Annotated in this window: 12 protein-coding genes; 2 read left to right on the forward strand and 10 right to left on the reverse strand. The window is 71.2% G+C overall.

The annotated features are described in order from the left end of the window. Positions 1-66: 66 nt before the first annotated feature. Positions 67-867, forward strand: coding sequence for an Fpg/Nei family DNA glycosylase (locus tag ACFVGS_RS31065; protein ID WP_384419088.1), 801 nt, complete (start codon positions 67-69; stop codon positions 865-867). Positions 868-903: 36 nt separating this feature from the next. After that, on the forward strand, positions 904-1668 hold the full coding sequence (locus ACFVGS_RS31070; RefSeq protein WP_384419091.1) for an SDR family NAD(P)-dependent oxidoreductase: 765 nt from the start codon (positions 904-906) through the stop codon (positions 1666-1668). Here the strand turns inward: ACFVGS_RS31070 and ACFVGS_RS31075 are convergent. The 10 genes from ACFVGS_RS31075 to ACFVGS_RS31120 form a co-directional block, all read right to left on the reverse strand. Continuing rightward, positions 1616-1909, reverse strand: a complete 294-nt coding sequence (locus ACFVGS_RS31075; RefSeq protein WP_384419094.1) for a hypothetical protein — start codon at positions 1907-1909, stop codon at positions 1616-1618. The two genes, ACFVGS_RS31070 and ACFVGS_RS31075, sit on opposite strands and share 53 nt — an antisense overlap. A 107-nt stretch (positions 1910-2016) precedes the next feature. Continuing rightward, positions 2017-2487, reverse strand: coding sequence for a Dps family protein (locus tag ACFVGS_RS31080; RefSeq protein ID WP_384419098.1), 471 nt, complete (start codon positions 2485-2487; stop codon positions 2017-2019). Positions 2488-2692: 205 nt separating this feature from the next. After that, entirely contained in the window at positions 2693-3076 is a 384-nt protein-coding gene (locus ACFVGS_RS31085; RefSeq protein ID WP_019889909.1) for a helix-turn-helix domain-containing protein, read from the reverse strand. Positions 3077-3185: 109 nt separating this feature from the next. Continuing rightward, on the reverse strand, positions 3186-3728 hold the full coding sequence (locus ACFVGS_RS31090) for a CinA family protein (protein ID WP_384419101.1): 543 nt from the start codon (positions 3726-3728) through the stop codon (positions 3186-3188). Then, on the reverse strand, positions 3725-4411 hold the full coding sequence (pgsA, locus tag ACFVGS_RS31095; RefSeq protein ID WP_384419104.1) for a CDP-diacylglycerol--glycerol-3-phosphate 3-phosphatidyltransferase: 687 nt from the start codon (positions 4409-4411) through the stop codon (positions 3725-3727). The genes ACFVGS_RS31090 and pgsA overlap by 4 nt, the downstream gene beginning before the upstream one ends. Continuing rightward, positions 4408-5937, reverse strand: coding sequence for a 30S ribosomal protein S12 methylthiotransferase RimO (gene rimO / locus ACFVGS_RS31100; protein ID WP_385695131.1), 1530 nt, complete (start codon positions 5935-5937; stop codon positions 4408-4410). Before rimO ends, pgsA begins: the two co-directional genes overlap by 4 nt. 82 nt (positions 5938-6019) lie before the next feature. Next, positions 6020-6862, reverse strand: coding sequence for a helix-turn-helix domain-containing protein (locus ACFVGS_RS31105; RefSeq protein ID WP_384419108.1), 843 nt, complete (start codon positions 6860-6862; stop codon positions 6020-6022). 244 nt (positions 6863-7106) lie between these two features. Next, positions 7107-9926, reverse strand: a complete 2820-nt coding sequence (locus ACFVGS_RS31110) for a DNA translocase FtsK (protein ID WP_385695134.1) — start codon at positions 9924-9926, stop codon at positions 7107-7109. Between the two features lie 173 nt (positions 9927-10099). Further along, positions 10100-10774, reverse strand: a complete 675-nt coding sequence (locus ACFVGS_RS31115) for a two-component system response regulator (protein ID WP_384419114.1) — start codon at positions 10772-10774, stop codon at positions 10100-10102. A 326-nt stretch (positions 10775-11100) separates the two neighbouring features. Beyond that, a partial coding sequence (locus ACFVGS_RS31120; RefSeq protein WP_385695137.1) for a HAMP domain-containing protein occupies positions 11101-15311 on the reverse strand: 4211 nt, incomplete at its 5' end.

Raw genomic sequence — 15311 nt, forward strand, 5'->3', positions numbered from 1 at the left:
CACGGGATGGCACGTGCTGTCTTCGCCCGGGCCGCCGCGGGGCGCGGGGCGCGGCATCATGGCCCCATGCCCGAAGGAGACACCGTCTGGTACGCGGCGCACCGGCTGGACTCGGCGCTCGCCGGACGGGTGCTCACGCGCTCCGACCTGCGCGTGCCCCGTTTCGCGACGGCCGATCTCACCGGGCGCCGGGTCCTCGACGTGACCCCGCGCGGCAAGCACCTCCTGACCCGGATCGAGGGCGGTCTCACCCTCCACTCCCACCTGCGGATGGACGGTTCGTGGCAGGTGTACGCCACCGGAGAGCGCCCGCGCGGCGGCCCGGCGCACCAGATCCGGGCGATTCTCGGGAACGCGGAGTTCACGGCGTACGGATACCGGCTGCCGGTCCTGGAGCTGATCCGTACGGCTGAGGAGTCCAAGGCCGTCGGTCATCTCGGCCCGGATCTGCTCGGCCCCGACTGGGACCCGGCGGAGGCGGTGCGCCGACTGGTCGCCGATCCCGCGCGCACCCTCGGCGAGGCCCTGCTCGACCAGCGCAACCTCGCCGGGATCGGCAACGTCTACAAGTCGGAGCTGGCCTTCCTGGCCGGTGTCACGCCCTGGCTGCCGGTCGGCGAGCTCGCCGAGGGCGTCCCGGAGCGCCTGGTGGCCACCGCGCACCGCCTCCTGGAGGCGAACAAGGACGGTCCGGGCCGGCGGACGACCCCGCCCCGGCGCGGAGGCGACCTCCTCTACGTCTACGGCCGCGGCGGCCGCCCGTGTCCGCGTTGCGGCGCCCCGGTCCGCAGGGCGGAGCTGGCCGACCGCGTGACGTACTGGTGCCCCGGCTGCCAGAAGGGCCCGCAACAGGAGCCGCCCCGCTAATTGACGGACCGTCAGATACGGTCGTACGGTCCGGACATGGTCCTCACCGCGTACGACCTCACCGGCCGCACCGCGTTCGTCACGGGCGCGGCGAGCGGCATCGGCCGCGCGTCCGCGACGCTCCTCGCCGAGGCGGGTGCGACCGTCCACTGCGCGGACCGTGACGAGCCCGGCCTGAAGGAGACCGCGGCCCTGATCGCCCGTCAGGGCGGCACCGCGCACGTCCACCCGCTCGACGTCACCGACCGGCCCGCCCTCGCCGCCGCCGTACGCGCCGCGGGCCCGCTGCACGTCATGGCGGCGGTCGCCGGGATCATGCACACGAGCACCGTCCTGGAGACCCGCGACGAGGACCTCGACCGGATCCTGGCGGTGAACTTCAAGGGCGTGCTGTACGCCTGCCAGGAGGCGGTCCGCTCGATGATCGAGCACGATATACCCGGGTCCGTCGTGACCATGGCCTCGGGGGCGATGGACACCGCGAGCCCGGGCCTGCTCTGCTACAGCGTCGCCAAGGCGGCCGTCGTGCAGCTGACCAAGACGTTGGCCGCCGAGGCGGGGCGGCACGGCATCCGGGTGAACGCGGTCGCGCCGGGCTGGGTCCGCACGCCCATGACGGACCGCCACGAGCCGGCCGCCCAGGAGCAGGCCGAGGCCGCGATGGTGCGCGTCTCACCGCTCGGCCGGGTCGGCGAGCCGGCGGAGGTCGCCCACGCGGTCCTCCATCTCGCCTGCGACGCCTCGTCGTTCACGACGGGTCAGATCCTGCGCCCCAACGGCGGCGTCGCGATGCCCTGGTGAGCGACGATCCACCCACCGACGAGCCGGCGTGACCGGACCCGCCGGTCCTCCCCGTAGAGGCGGCCACGTGCACCGGCAGCAGGCTCAGCCCCCAGCCGCCCGCGGCCACCGCCCCCTCGACCGGCCCCGTCTCCCCCGGCACCAGCAGCAGGCGCACCACCGCCCACCACCAGAGCCCACCGGCCACCAGTCCGGCCGCGACCAGCGTGAGCGTCACCAGCGGAACCCGTCGCCGTACCATGGCCGCCTCCTCCGGTCGACGCTAGTCCCGCAGGATCACCCGGCGGGAGGGCGCACAAGAGGCAACCCCGGCGCACGGGACGCGTATGGCCCTGCGTGACGCCACGATCAGGCGCTCTCCGCCTGGAACATCCACGCATGCTTCTCGAGGTCGGCCGTGAGGCCGATCAGGATGTCCTGCGTCACCGGGTCCGGCTCCGCGGTCGCCTCGATCCGCTCGCGCATCCGTGTCACGACCGCGCCCAGCGCGGCCACCAGGATGTCCACGGCCTCCGCGTCCTTGATCCAGCCCTCCGGGACGGTGCCGATGGCGCTCGTGGACGCCACGGTCGAGGCGCGCCCGTCCGGGTTCACGCCGATCGCCGAAGCACGTTCGGCCACCGTGTCGGAGTGCAGCCGGGCCGTGGTGACGACCTCGTCGAGCTGGAGGTGGACGGAGCGGAAGCGGGGACCGATGACGTTCCAGTGGACCTGCTTGGCCACCAGGGCGAGGTCGACCAGGTCGACCAGCGCTCCCTGCAGTGCGTTGCCCACCGTCTTGAGGGCGGTGTCGGACAGGGAGCTCTTCACGACGGACATGCGAAATCTCCAAACGGTCGTACGTTCCCCCACCATGGCACGCATCACCCGAATCCGGCATCTCAAACAAACCGGACCGGAGTTCGTGCGCGAGCGAGGTGCGGGACGAGAACCGGGACGAGAACGAGGCAAGGAAAAAGCCCCGGCCATGCGCCCGTAAGGGCACACGCCGGGGCTTCGCCCCACTTCGTTCGTGCTGCTCGGCTCAGGCGGCGACGACGTCCACGGCCTCCGCGGGCGCCTTGATGGTCACCCGCTCGGTGGGCACACCGGCCACCGACGTCACCGACACCGAGTTGAGCATCGGTCGCACCGGCGCCGGCACCGGTTCGCTCGCCGCTGCCGACTCGGCCAGTTCGGCCAGCGACAGTTCGTCGCTCACTTCACGCATGAGCTCGGACATCCGTACGTCCAGCGCGTCGCAGATCGCGGAGAGCAGCTCGGAGGAAGCCTCCTTCTGCCCCCGCTCCACCTCGGAGAGATAGCCGAGCGAAACTCGGGCGGACGAGGAGACTTCGCGCAGAGTACGGCCCTGGCGCTGGCGCTGCCGACGCAGCACGTCACCCAACAGGCGACGGAGCAGAATCATCGGTGGCTCCCTCCTCGGACCGCGTAGCCGCATCCTTCACGCCCCACCGTACCGCCTCGCGCCGCGGCCGTGCGGGGAGCGATGTCGTGTTCACTCATGGCTGCAAACATCAATCTCCCCCGTTCTGTTCCGTATCCTGTGCCCGCGCATTTTCCGAGTGTTCGTCGCCGAGCAGTTCACTGAGCAATTCGAGCACGCTCCGTACACTCTCTCTACGGATTTCCGCTCGATCGCCGTTCAACCGCAACGACGCCACCTTCCCCGCCCTGGCCGCCCCGGCGGACTCGCCCTCGGGGCCGGCGACCGCCACGTACACGGTCCCGACCGGCTGCCCGTCCTGCGGTTCCGGCCCCGCGACGCCGGTCGTCGCGATGCCCCAGTCGGCGCCGAGCCTGGCCCGCACACCGGCCGCCATCTGCAGCGCGACCTCCGGGTCGACCGCGCCGCGCTCCGCCAGGAGGGTCCCGTCCACGCCGAGGAGCTGCTCCTTCAGCGGCGTGGCGTAGGCCGTGACAGAGCCGCGGAAGCCCTTCGAGGACCCGGGCGCGGCGGTGAGCTCCGCGGCCACGAGACCGCCCGTCAGGGACTCCGCGACGGCCACGGTCTCACCACGCAGCGCGAGCAGCCGGAGCACCCTGGCGGCCTCGTTCATCGTCCGTCCGCCTCCGTGCGGCCGGCCCCGGCCGCCGCCGCCCGTTCCGCCGCGAGTCCCCTGCGCCTCAGGACGACCGCCTGTCGCACGTAGTCCAGGCCGGTGACGACCGTCAGCACGACGGCCACCGCCATCACCCACCAGCGCAGGGTGGCGAGTGGACCGGTGAGCATCAGGACGTACATGCCCACGGCCGTGCCCTGGGCGAGCGTCTTCATCTTGCCGCCGCGACTGGCCGGGATCACTCCGTGCCGGATCACCCAGAAGCGCATCAGCGTGATGCCGAGCTCACGGGCCAGGATCACGCCCGTCACCCACCACGGCAGGTCGCCGAGCGCGGACAGGCTGATCAGTCCGGCCGCCATGATCGCCTTGTCGGCGATCGGGTCGGCGATCTTCCCGAAGTCCGTGACCAGGTTGTACGTCCTGGCCAGGTGCCCGTCGAAGACGTCCGTGATCATGGCGACGGCGAACGCCGCCCAGGCCCAGGCCCGCCACGCGGGGTCGTGCCCGCCGTCCTGGAGCAGCAGCACCACGAAGCCGGGCACGAGCACCAGCCGGACCATGGTGAGGATGTTCGCGATGTTCCACAGGCTGGCCTGGTTGACGGCCGCAGCGCCCAGCTTGCCGCGCGGCGCCGGCCTACCGGTCCCGCCCGTCGCGGATGCCGGGACTCCGGTCATCTGCCCGCCTCCTCATCCAGACAGTCGGCCACGAGGTCGACACCCTCGGTGTCGACGACCTTGGCCCTGACCATACGGCCCGGGGCCAGGCCGAGGCCCTCGGCCGAGTCCGCGGGGAGGAGCACCTGGCCGTCGGTCTCGGGCGCCTGGTGGGCGGCCCGGCCGATCCAGCCGTCCTCCTCCTCGTCGAAGGATTCGACCAGTACTTCCAGGGTCTCGCCGATCCGCTCTTCCGCGCGCTGGGCGGTGAGCTCCTCGGCGAGCCGGGACAGGTGGGCGAGGCGCTCGTCGATCACGTCCTGGTCGAGCTTGTGCTCGTAACCGGCCGCCTCGGTGCCGTCCTCGTCGGAGTAGCCGAAGACGCCGATGGCGTCGAGGCGGGCGTGCGTGACGAAGCGTTCCAGCTCGGCGAAGTCCGCCTCGGTCTCGCCGGGGAAGCCGACGATGAAGTTGGAGCGGGCACCGGCGGCCGGCGCCTTGGAGCGGATGGTGTCCAGGAGCTCCAGGAAGCGGTCGGTGTCGCCGAAGCGGCGCATCGCCCGCAGCACGTCCGGCGCGCTGTGCTGGAAGGACAGGTCGAAGTACGGCACGACCTTGTCGGTCGAGGTGAGCACGTCGATCAGGCCGGGGCGCATCTCGGCGGGCTGCAGGTAGCTGACCCGGACGCGCTCGATGCCGTCGACGGCGGCGAGCTCGGGCAGCAGGCTCTCCAGGAGGCGGATGTCGCCGAGGTCCTTGCCGTAGGAGGTGTTGTTCTCGGAGACCAGCATGACCTCCTTCACGCCCTGCTCGGCGAGCCAGCGGGTCTCGTTCAGCACGTCCGAGGGGCGGCGCGAGACGAAGGAGCCGCGGAAGGACGGGATGGCGCAGAAGGAGCAGCGCCGGTCGCAGCCGGAGGCCAGCTTCACGGAGGCGACGGGGCTGGTGTCCAGGCGGCGGCGCAGGGGCGCGCGCGGCCCGGAGGCGGGCGCGAGACCGTCCGGCAGGTCGGCCGGCACGTTCTCGGGCGCCAGAGGCGCCTCAGGGGCCCCAGGAGCCTCGGGGGCGGCCACGGAGCCGTGCCCGGGCAGGGCTACGGACGCGGCGGCCTGCTGGCGCTCCACGGGCGACAGCGGCAGCAGCTTGCGCCGGTCACGGGGGGCGTGCGCCTCGACGCTGCCGCCGCTGAGGATGGTCTGGAGGCGGCCGGAGATGTCGGCGTAGTCGTCGAAGCCCAGCACGCCGTCGGCCTCGGGCAGGGCCTCGGCGAGTTCCTTGCCGTAGCGCTCGGCCATGCAGCCGACGGCGACGACGGCCTGGGTGCGGCCGTGGTCCTTCAGATCGTTGGCCTCGAGGAGGGCGTCGACGGAGTCCTTCTTGGCGGCTTCGACGAAGCCGCAGGTGTTGACGACGGCGACGTCGGCGTCCTCGGCGTTCTCGACGAGCTCCCAGCCGTCCGCTGCCAAGCGGCCTGCGAGCTCCTCCGAGTCCACCTCGTTACGGGCGCAGCCGAGAGTGACAAGGGCGACGGTACGGCGTTCGGGCATGGACTCAAGACTACTTCGTCCCGGCCGTACCTCCGTCGCGCAGGGTTCACCTGCGCGACGGGCGTCACATCGGGGGCGGAGCTCAGCCGGCCTGCGGGTCGCCCTTGGTGTAGGACAGGCGCTCGACCTGGCCGGACTCGAACGAGTCCTCGATCTTCTTGCCGTTGACGTAGAGCTCGATCGGCCCGGCGTTGCCGAGGATCAGATCGATGCGCTCGTCGTCCTGGAAGGTCTTGGACTCGCCCTCCAGGAGGAGCCCGTCGAAGAGCAGCTTGCCGTCGGCGCCCTTGGCCGAGATCCAGCTCTTGTCGTCGGTCGCGGTGAGCCTGACCGTGACCTTGTCCTGCGGGACCGCCGCGATGGCGCTCTCGGAGGGCACGGGCTTCGGCGGGGCGGGCTTGACCGGCTTGGGCTTGGCGGGGGCGGTGGTGGTCTTGGTCGCCGGGGCGGGGCCTTCCGCGGACGCGCCCGCGCCGCCGGTGCTGTCGGTCCCGTTGAACATCGTGAAGCCGACGAAGCCGACGACGGCGACGATCGCCGCGACCATGGCGGCGGTCCAGTTGGGACGGCGCGGCTCGGGGCGGATCCGCTCCGCCTCGAACAGCGGTGCGGCGGGGGTCGGCGCGGGTCGGCCGCCGTGCCCGGCGTCGTACTGTTCGATCAGGGGTGCCGGATCGAGCCCGACGGCACGCGCGAGGGTGCGGATGTGCCCGCGGGCGTAGACGTCGCCGCCGCAGCGCGAGAAGTCGTCCTCCTCGATCGCGTGCACGATCGGGACGCGCACCCGGGTGGAGGCGCTGACCTCTTCGACGGTGAGACCGGCGGCGACACGGGCCTGCTGGAGGGCACGACCGATCGAATCCCGGTCATCTGCCGGGAAGTTCCGGTCGTCCTCGGGGGATTCGGGGGAGTTGCCGATGGACACGAGAGCGCCTTTCGAGCGTGTAGCCACCTGCTGGATGTTCAGTCTATGGGTGGTACGAAAGGGTGGGGCAACCGGGCGGGCGTCGTTTGTACGCCATGAGGCTGGGATGTACGCCATGGGGCTGGGACAAGGTTCTTCCCCTCCCTCCAACTTGACGTACGCCCAAGGGAAACGGTTGCCCACCTTCCCTTACGAGTGAGTCTCGGCCGGGTCTCGTTACGGCCGCTCCGCCACCCGGGGCCGGTCAGGCCCCGTCCTCCCCGCGGATCACGGCGAGCACCGCGTCCAGTTCGTCCGGCTTGACCAGCACGTCTCGCGCCTTGGAGCCCTCGCTCGGCCCGACGATGTTCCGCGACTCCATCAGGTCCATGAGCCGGCCGGCCTTGGCGAAGCCCACGCGCAGCTTGCGCTGGAGCATCGAGGTCGAGCCGAACTGGGTCGAGACCACCAGCTCGGCGGCCTGGCACAGCAGGTCGAGGTCGTCGCCGATCTCCTCGTCGATCTCCTTCTTCTGCTTGGTCCCCACGGTGACGTCGTCCCGGAAGACGGGCGCCATCTGGTCCTTGCAGTGCTGGACGACGGAGGCGACCTCGTGCTCGGTGACGAAGGCGCCCTGCATGCGGACCGGCTTGTTCGCGCCCATCGGCAGGAACAGCCCGTCGCCCTTGCCGATGAGCTTCTCGGCGCCGGGCTGGTCGAGGATGACGCGGCTGTCGGCGAGCGAGGACGTGGCGAAGGCGAGCCGGGACGGCACGTTCGCCTTGATCAGACCGGTGACGACGTCCACCGAGGGCCGCTGGGTGGCCAGCACCAGGTGGATGCCGGCCGCGCGGGCCAGCTGGGTGATGCGCACGATCGCGTCCTCGACGTCCCTCGGCGCGACCATCATCAGGTCGGCGAGCTCGTCGACGATCACCAGGAGGTACGGGTACGTCTTGAGCTCGCGCTCGCTGCCGGGCGGCAGCTGGACCTTGCCGTCCCGGATCGCCTGGTTGAAGTCGTCGATGTGCCGGAAGCCGAAGGCCGCGAGGTCGTCGTAGCGCAGGTCCATCTCGCGCACCACCCACTGCAGGGCCTCGGCGGCCTTCTTGGGGTTGGTGATGATCGGCGTGATCAGGTGCGGGATGCCCTCGTACGCGGTGAGCTCGACCCGCTTGGGGTCGACGAGGACCATCCGGACGTCCTCCGGGGTCGCTCTTATCATCACCGAGGTGATCAGGCAGTTGATGCAGGACGACTTGCCGGAGCCGGTGGCGCCGGCCACGAGGATGTGCGGCATCTTCGCCAGGTTGGCCATCACGTAGCCGCCCTCGACGTCCTTGCCGAGCGCCACCAGCATCGGGTGGTCGTCCTCCGCCGCCTCCGCGAGGCGCAGCACGTCGCCGAGGTTGACCATCTCGCGGTCGGTGTTCGGGATCTCGATGCCGACCGCGGACTTGCCCGGGATCGGCGAGATGATCCGCACGTCGGGGCTGGCCACGGCGTACGCGATGTTCTTGGTGAGCGCGGTGATCTTCTCGACCTTGACGGCCGGGCCGAGCTCGACCTCGTAGCGGGTGACCGTCGGGCCGCGGGTGAAGCCGGTGACGGCCGCGTCGACCTTGAACTCGGCGAAGACGTTGGTGAGCGAGTCCACGATGGCGTCGTTGGCGGCGCTGCGCGTCTTGCCCGGCCCGCCGCGCTCCAGCAGGTCCATGGAGGGCAGGGCGTACGTGATGTCGCCGGCGAGCTGGAGCTGCTCGGCCCGGGCCGGCAGCCCGGTCGGCTCGGGCGCCGGCTTCGTCAGGTCGGGCACCGTCCCGACCGTCCGGTCCTTCGCGGCGCCCCGCGCCGTCGGCAGGGGCACGGAGGACCGCGCTTCCTCGGCGTCCCCGGCGGCCACGTCGGCGTCCGCGGCGGACGCCGCCACGGCGGCGGCCCGCTCGGCGGTGACGTCCCGGGTCAGGTCGGCGACCAGCGGGGACGGCGGCATCCCGTTGAGGACGGCGCCGTCCAGCGCGGCGGCCGCCGCCGCGGCCACGTCGACCGGGTCGAGGCCCGTGGTGTCGAAGGCGGAGGCGGGCGGGGTACGGCGCCGGCCGCGCCGCTCCAGGGCCGCGGCCTCCGCGTGGTCGGGGTCGTACTCGCCGGAGCCGGGGGTGCGCCGGCGCACCGGCCGGGCCGCCCGGGGCGCGCCGTCACGCCAGTCGTCGCCGTACTCCTCGTGTCCGGGGGTCTCCTCCGGCGCGTGTTCCGGCTCGACGAGACCGAGGCGGGCGCCGAGGGCGCGCAGCCGCTGCGGAATGGCGTTGACGGGCGTGGCGGTGACCACGAGCAGACCGAAGACCGTGAGCAGCACCAGCATGGGCACCGCCAGGACCTCGCCCATCATGAAGACCAGCGGTTTGGACGCGGCCCAGCCGATGAGGCCGCCGGCGTCCTGCATGGCCTGGGTGCCGTCGCCGCGGCCGGGCGAGCCGCACGCGATGTGCACCTGTCCGAGCACGCCGATGACCAGCGCGGACAGGCCGATGACGATCCGCCCGTTGGCCTCCGGCTTCTCCGGGTAGAGGATCAGCCGCACGCCGATCGCGCCGACGAGCAGCGGGACCAGCAGGTCGAGCCGCCCGAAGGCGCCGGTGACCAGCATCTCCACCAGGTCGCCGACAGGACCGCGCAGATGGGACCAGGTGCCGGCGGCGACGATCAGGGCGACGCCGAGCAGCAGCAGCGCGAGGCCGTCCTTGCGGTGCGCCGGGTCGAGGCCCTTGGCGCCCCGCCCTATCCCCCGGAACATCGCTCCCACGGCGTGCGCGAGCCCGAGCCAGATCCCGCGCACCAGCCGGTAGACGCCGCCGGTCGGCGAGGGAGCCGGACGCGGCGCGGCCTTCTTCGCCGCCGTCTTGCGCGCGGGCGCGCGCTTGGCGGGCGCGGCCTTCTTCGCCGGCGCCTTCTTCGCAGGGGCTTTGGCGGGCGACTTGGCGGCCACCGCCTTCTTCGCGGTACCGCTCGTACGGCCGGCGGCTCGCGGCTTCGCGGTGCCCGCCGTGCCCTGGGAACCCTTGCCGGACGTACGTGAGGCCATGGTGCTGAGGTTACCTGCGCAACCGGCCGGGGAAACAGCGCTCCCTGCGCTCACCCGTTCGTGTCGTTCCCGCCACGGCGGGAAACTGACGCCCGCTCACGGCGGGCGCCGTTCCGATGACGGTGCGTCAGCTCCGCGCGGGCCGGCGGGTCGGCTCCGCCAGGGCCGGTGTGTCAGCTCTGCGCGGGCAGGGTGGGCGCGCCGCCCGTACCCGGTTCGAGCGCGTCGAGCGCCCGGCGCAGACCCGTGAGCTTGCGCTCCAGGTGTGCGGCGGTGGCGACGGCCGCGGCGTCGGCGGAGTCGTCGTCGAGCTGCTTGGACAGCGCCTCGGCCTGCTCCTCGACGGCCGCGAGCCGGGCCGAGAGCTCGGCGAGCAGCCCCGCCGACTCCTTGGTCTGGCCGTTCGGGCCGCCGCCCTCCAGCTGGAGGCGGAGCAGCGCGGCCTGCTCGCGGAGCTGACAGTTCTTCATGTACAGCTCGACGAAGACGGAGACCTTGGCGCGCAGCACCCACGGGTCGAACGGCTTGGAGATGTAGTCGACCGCGCCCGCCGCGTACCCGCGGAAGGTGTGGTGCGGGCCGTGGTTGATGGCGGTGAGGAAGATGATCGGGATGTCCCGGGTCCGCTCGCGCCGCTTGATGTGCGCGGCCGTCTCGAAACCGTCCATCCCGGGCATCTGGACGTCCAGCAGAATGACCGCGAAGTCGTCGGTCAGCAGCGCCTTGAGCGCTTCCTCCCCGGACGATGCCCGCACCAGTGTCTGATCGAGCGCGGAGAGAATGGCCTCCAGCGCCAGCAGATTCTCCGGCCGGTCATCGACCAGGAGGATCTTGGCCTTCTGCACCATGCCCCGTCCTCCTCGCCCCGGCACTGGCTCTCTCCGGCTCTGCGTGCCGGGGGAAGCACCGGGCGCCGCCCCAGAAGACGACTCCCATGCGCCGTCCGTCCTTGTGCCGGTCATCGTAGCCGCACCCCGCCCGTCACCACACCCTGTCACCGCATTGTCACGGAGCACGCAAGAACGTGCCCCTCCGTCGAACGCGGTGGGAGACCAGAAGGTTCCCCGTCCGGCGGGCTCTCACACCCGTGTGGCGACGGCCGGCCGGCCCGGCCGTCGCCCCTCGGGACGGGCCTCCCGACGGGACGAGCCCGTGGGGAGCCCTTGGGGCCCTGCTAGCGCCCCTCCCCCCGCATCCACTGCTCCATCACCGTCAGCAGGTAGTCCGGGTCGACCGGCTTCGTCACGTAGTCCGAAGCCCCGGACTCGATCGCCTTCTCCCGGTCGCCCTTCATCGCCTTGGCCGTCAGCGCGATGATCGGCAGCCCCGCGAACTGCGGCATCCGCCGGATCGCCGTGGTCGTCGCGTATCCGTCCATCTCGGGCATCATGATGTCCATCAGCACCACCGAGACGTCCTCGTGCTGCTCCAGGACCTCGATGCCCTCGCGCCCGTTCTCCGCGTACAGCACCGCGAGCCCGTGCTGCTCCAGGACGCTGGTGAGCGCGAACACGTTACGGATGTCGTCGTCGACGATCAGCACCTTCTCACCCGCGAACGTGAACACCGGACGCGGCTCGGGCTCCGGCCGCTCCTCCGCCGCCGCCTGGTCGCCCTTGCCGGGCTGCCCCGGCACCTGCGGCACCTGGTCCACCGTCTTGCGGCGGTGCCGGAACAGCGCTCCCGCCCCCGACCTGGCCTCCGTGTGCGCCGGTGCGGGCGCGAAGTGCACCAGACCCTCGGCGGTCTCCGGCTCCGCGCCGAGCCGGCCCTCCGGATCCAGCTGGTCGGGCCCGTGCCCGGACGGCGCCGGCTCCACCGGGCTCAGCGGCAGGTACAGGGTGAAGGTCGAACCGCGGCCCGGCTCGCTCGCCGCGTAGATCTCGCCGCCGAGCAGCCGCGCGATCTCCCGGCTGATCGACAGCCCCAGGCCCGTACCGCCGTACTTCCGGCTCGTCGTGCCGTCGGCCTGCTTGAACGCCTCGAAGATCACCCGCATCTTCCCGGCCGCGATGCCGATACCGGTGTCCGTCACCGAGAAGGCGATCATCTCCGCCTCCGGGTCGCGCAGCGTCCCCGCCTCCAGGAGCTGCTCCCGGATCGACTGCGGCACGTCCGCGCCGGCCGGGCGGATCACCAGCTCCACGGCGCCGGTGTCGGTGAACTTCACCGCGTTCGACAGCAGGTTGCGCAGCACCTGGAGAAGCCGCTGCTCGTCCGTGTGCAGCGTGGCGGGCAGCTCCGGCGAGACCCGCACCGAGAAGTCGAGCCCCTTCTCCGCGGTCAGCGGCCGGAAGGTGGCCTCCACGTAGTCGACAAGCTGCACCAGCGCGATCCGCGTCGGCGAGACGTCCATCTTGCCCGCCTCGACCTTCGACAGGTCCAGGATGTCGTTGATCAGCTGGAGCAGATCCGAGCCCGCGCCGTGGATGGTCTCGGCGAACTCGACCTGCTTCGGCGTCAGGTTCGCGTCCGCGTTGTCGGCGAGCAGCTTCGCCAGGATCAGCAGCGAGTTGAGCGGCGTCCGCAGCTCGTGCGACATGTTCGCCAGGAACTCGGACTTGTAGCGCATGGAGACCGCGAGCTGTTCGGCACGCTCCTCCAGGACCTGCCGGGCCTCCTCGATCTCGGTGTTCTTCACCTCGATGTCCCGGTTCTGCCGGGCCAGGAGTTCCGCCTTGTCCTCCAGCTCCGCGTTGGAGTTCTGCAGCTCCTTCTGCCGGTGCTCCAGCTCCGCCGACCGCTCCCGCAGCTGCTCGGTGAGCTCCTGCGACTGCTGGAGCAGCACCTCGGTACGGGTGTTGACGCTGATGGTGTTGACCGTCGTCGCGATCAGCTCGGCGATCTGGTTGAGGAAGTCCCGCTGGATCTGCGTGAACGGCTGGAAGGAGGCCAGCTCGATCACGCCGAGCACCCGGCCCTCGAACAGCACGGGCAGCACGATCACATGGGCCGGGGCGGCTTCGCCCAGACCCGAGGAGATCTTCAGATAGCCCGGCGGCACGTTGACCTGGATGGTCCGCTTCTCCTCGGCCGCCGTACCGATCAGGGTCTCGCCCGGCCGGAAGGAGGTCGGCATCGAGCCGGCGGAGTAGCCGTAACTGCCGCGCATCCGCAGCTCGTACGGGCCCTCGCCCTCCCCGACCGACTCGGCGTCGTTGACGTTCGAACCGGTCGGCATCGCCACGAAGAAGGCGCCGTGCTGCGCCGACACCACCGGCGTCAGCTCGCTCATGATGAGCGAGGCGACGTCGTCCAGGTCCCGGCGGCCCTGCATCAGACCGGAGATGCGGGCCAGGTTGCCCTTCAGCCAGTCCTGTTCCTCGTTGGCGAGGGTGGTGTCGCGCAGGTTGGCGATCATGGTGTTGATGTTGTCCTGGAGCGCCTGGATCTCGCCGGCCGCGTCCACGCCGTCGATCTTCAGGTTGAGGTCGCCGCGGGTCACCGCCGTGGCGACGGCCGCGATGGCGCGCACCTGCCGGGTCAGGTTCCCGGCCATCTCGTTCACGGACTCCGTCAGGTCCCGCCAGGTGCCGTCCACGTCACGGACCCGGGCCTGACCGCCCAACTGCCCGTCGGTGCCCACCTCGCGGGCCACCCGGGTGACCTCCTCCGCGAAGTTCGACAGCTGGTCGACCATCGTGTTGATGGTGTTCTTCAGCTCCAGGATCTCGCCCTGCGCGTCGATGTCGATCTTCTTGGTGAGGTCGCCCTTGGCGATGGCGGTGGTGACGGCGGCGATCTGGCGCACCTGACCGGTCAGGTTCGAGGCCATCGAGTTCACCGACTCGGTCAGGTCCTTCCAGGTGCCCGAGACGCCGGGCACCCGCGCCTGGCCGCCCAGTTCGCCCTCGGTGCCCACCTCGCGGGCCACCCGGGTCACCTCGTCGGCGAACGACGACAGCGTCGTCACCATGGTGTTCACGGTGTCGGCGAGCTCGGCGACCTCGCCGCGCGCCTCGACCGTGACCTTCTTCGTCAGGTCGCCGTTGGCGACGGCCGCGGACACCCGGGAGATGTTCCGCACCTGGCTGGTCAGGTTGTTGGCCATCAGGTTGACGTTGTCGCTCAGGTCCTTCCAGATGCCGGTCACGCCGCGCACCCGCGCCTGGCCGCCCAGGATGCCCTCGGTGCCCACCTCACGGGCCACCCGCGTCACCTCGTCGGCGAAGTTCGACAGCTGGTCCACCATCGTGTTGACGGTCGTCACCAGCTCCAGGATCTCGCCCTTGGCGTCGACGGTGATCTTCTTCGACAGGTCGCCCTTGGCGACCGCGGTGGTGACCTCGGCGATGTTCCGGACCTGGAAGGTCAGGTTGTTCGCCATCATGTTCACCGACTGGGTGAGGTCCTTCCAGGTGCCGGAGACACCCTGCACCTCGGCCTGGCCGCCCAGGATGCCCTCGGTGCCCACCTCGCGGGCCACCCGCGTCACCTGGTCGGCGAAGCTGGACAGCTGGTCCACCATCGTGTTGAGGGTGTTCTTCAGCTCCAGGATCTCGCCGCGCGCGTCCACGTCGATCTTCTGCGACAGGTCACCGCGCGCCACCGCCGTGGCGACCTGCGCGATGTTGCGCACCTGGGCGGTCAGGTTCCCGGCCATGCCGTTCACCGAGTCCGTCAGGTCGCGCCACACACCGGCCACGCCAGGCACCACGGCCTGACCGCCGAGGCGTCCGTCGGTGCCCACCTCACGGGCCACCCGCGTCACCTGGTCGGCGAACGCGGACAGCTGGTCGACCATCGTGTTGATGGTGTTCTTCAGCTCCAGGATCTCGCCGCGCGCGTCCACGTCGATCTTCTGCGACAGGTCACCGCGCGCCACCGCCGTCGTCACCTGGGCGATCTGCCGCACCTGCGAGGTCAGGTTGCCGGCCATGAAGTTCACCGAGTCGGTGAGCTCCCGCCAGCGCCCCGACACGCCGTCCACCCGGGCCTGACCGCCGAGCCGGCCCTCCGTGCCCACGTCCCTGGCCATCCGCGTCACCTGGTCGGCGAACGAGGACAGCTGCGACACCATCGTGTTGACGGTGTTCTTCAGCTCCAGCATCTCGCCGGCCACGTCCACCGTGACCTTCTGCGACAGGTCACCGTTGGCCACCGCCGTCGTCACCTGCGCGATGTCCCGCACCTGACCGGTGAGGTTGCGGAACGCCGTGTTCACCGAGTCGGTGAGGTCCTTCCACGTGCCCGCGGCACCCGGCACCTGCGCCTGACCGCCGAGCCGGCCCTCGACGCCGACCTCCCGTGCCACGCGGGTCACCTCGGAACCGAACGCGGACAGCTGGTCCACCATCGTGTTGACGGTGTTCTTCAGCTCCAGCATCTCGCCGGCCACGTCCACCGTGACCTTCTGCGACAGGTCACCGTTGGCCACCGCCGTCG

The sequence above is a fragment of the Streptomyces sp. NPDC127114 genome, from assembly GCF_042677525.1.
Lineage (GTDB): Bacteria > Actinomycetota > Actinomycetes > Streptomycetales > Streptomycetaceae > Streptomyces.

Coding starts and splice junctions, on each gene's coding strand:
- ACFVGS_RS31085 (WP_019889909.1), bottom strand. CDS start 3,076: ATGATTCTGCTCCGTCGCCTGTTGGGTGACGTGCTGCGTCGGCAGCGC.
- rimO (WP_385695131.1), bottom strand. CDS start 5,937: ATGCCCGAACGCCGTACCGTCGCCCTTGTCACTCTCGGCTGCGCCCGT.
- pgsA (WP_384419104.1), bottom strand. CDS start 4,411: ATGACCGGAGTCCCGGCATCCGCGACGGGCGGGACCGGTAGGCCGGCG.
- ACFVGS_RS31090 (WP_384419101.1), bottom strand. CDS start 3,728: ATGAACGAGGCCGCCAGGGTGCTCCGGCTGCTCGCGCTGCGTGGTGAG.
- ACFVGS_RS31110 (WP_385695134.1), bottom strand. CDS start 9,926: ATGGCCTCACGTACGTCCGGCAAGGGTTCCCAGGGCACGGCGGGCACC.
- ACFVGS_RS31070 (WP_384419091.1), top strand. CDS start 904: ATGGTCCTCACCGCGTACGACCTCACCGGCCGCACCGCGTTCGTCACG.
- ACFVGS_RS31075 (WP_384419094.1), bottom strand. CDS start 1,909: ATGGTACGGCGACGGGTTCCGCTGGTGACGCTCACGCTGGTCGCGGCC.
- ACFVGS_RS31115 (WP_384419114.1), bottom strand. CDS start 10,774: ATGGTGCAGAAGGCCAAGATCCTCCTGGTCGATGACCGGCCGGAGAAT.
- ACFVGS_RS31080 (WP_384419098.1), bottom strand. CDS start 2,487: ATGTCCGTCGTGAAGAGCTCCCTGTCCGACACCGCCCTCAAGACGGTG.
- ACFVGS_RS31065 (WP_384419088.1), top strand. CDS start 67: ATGCCCGAAGGAGACACCGTCTGGTACGCGGCGCACCGGCTGGACTCG.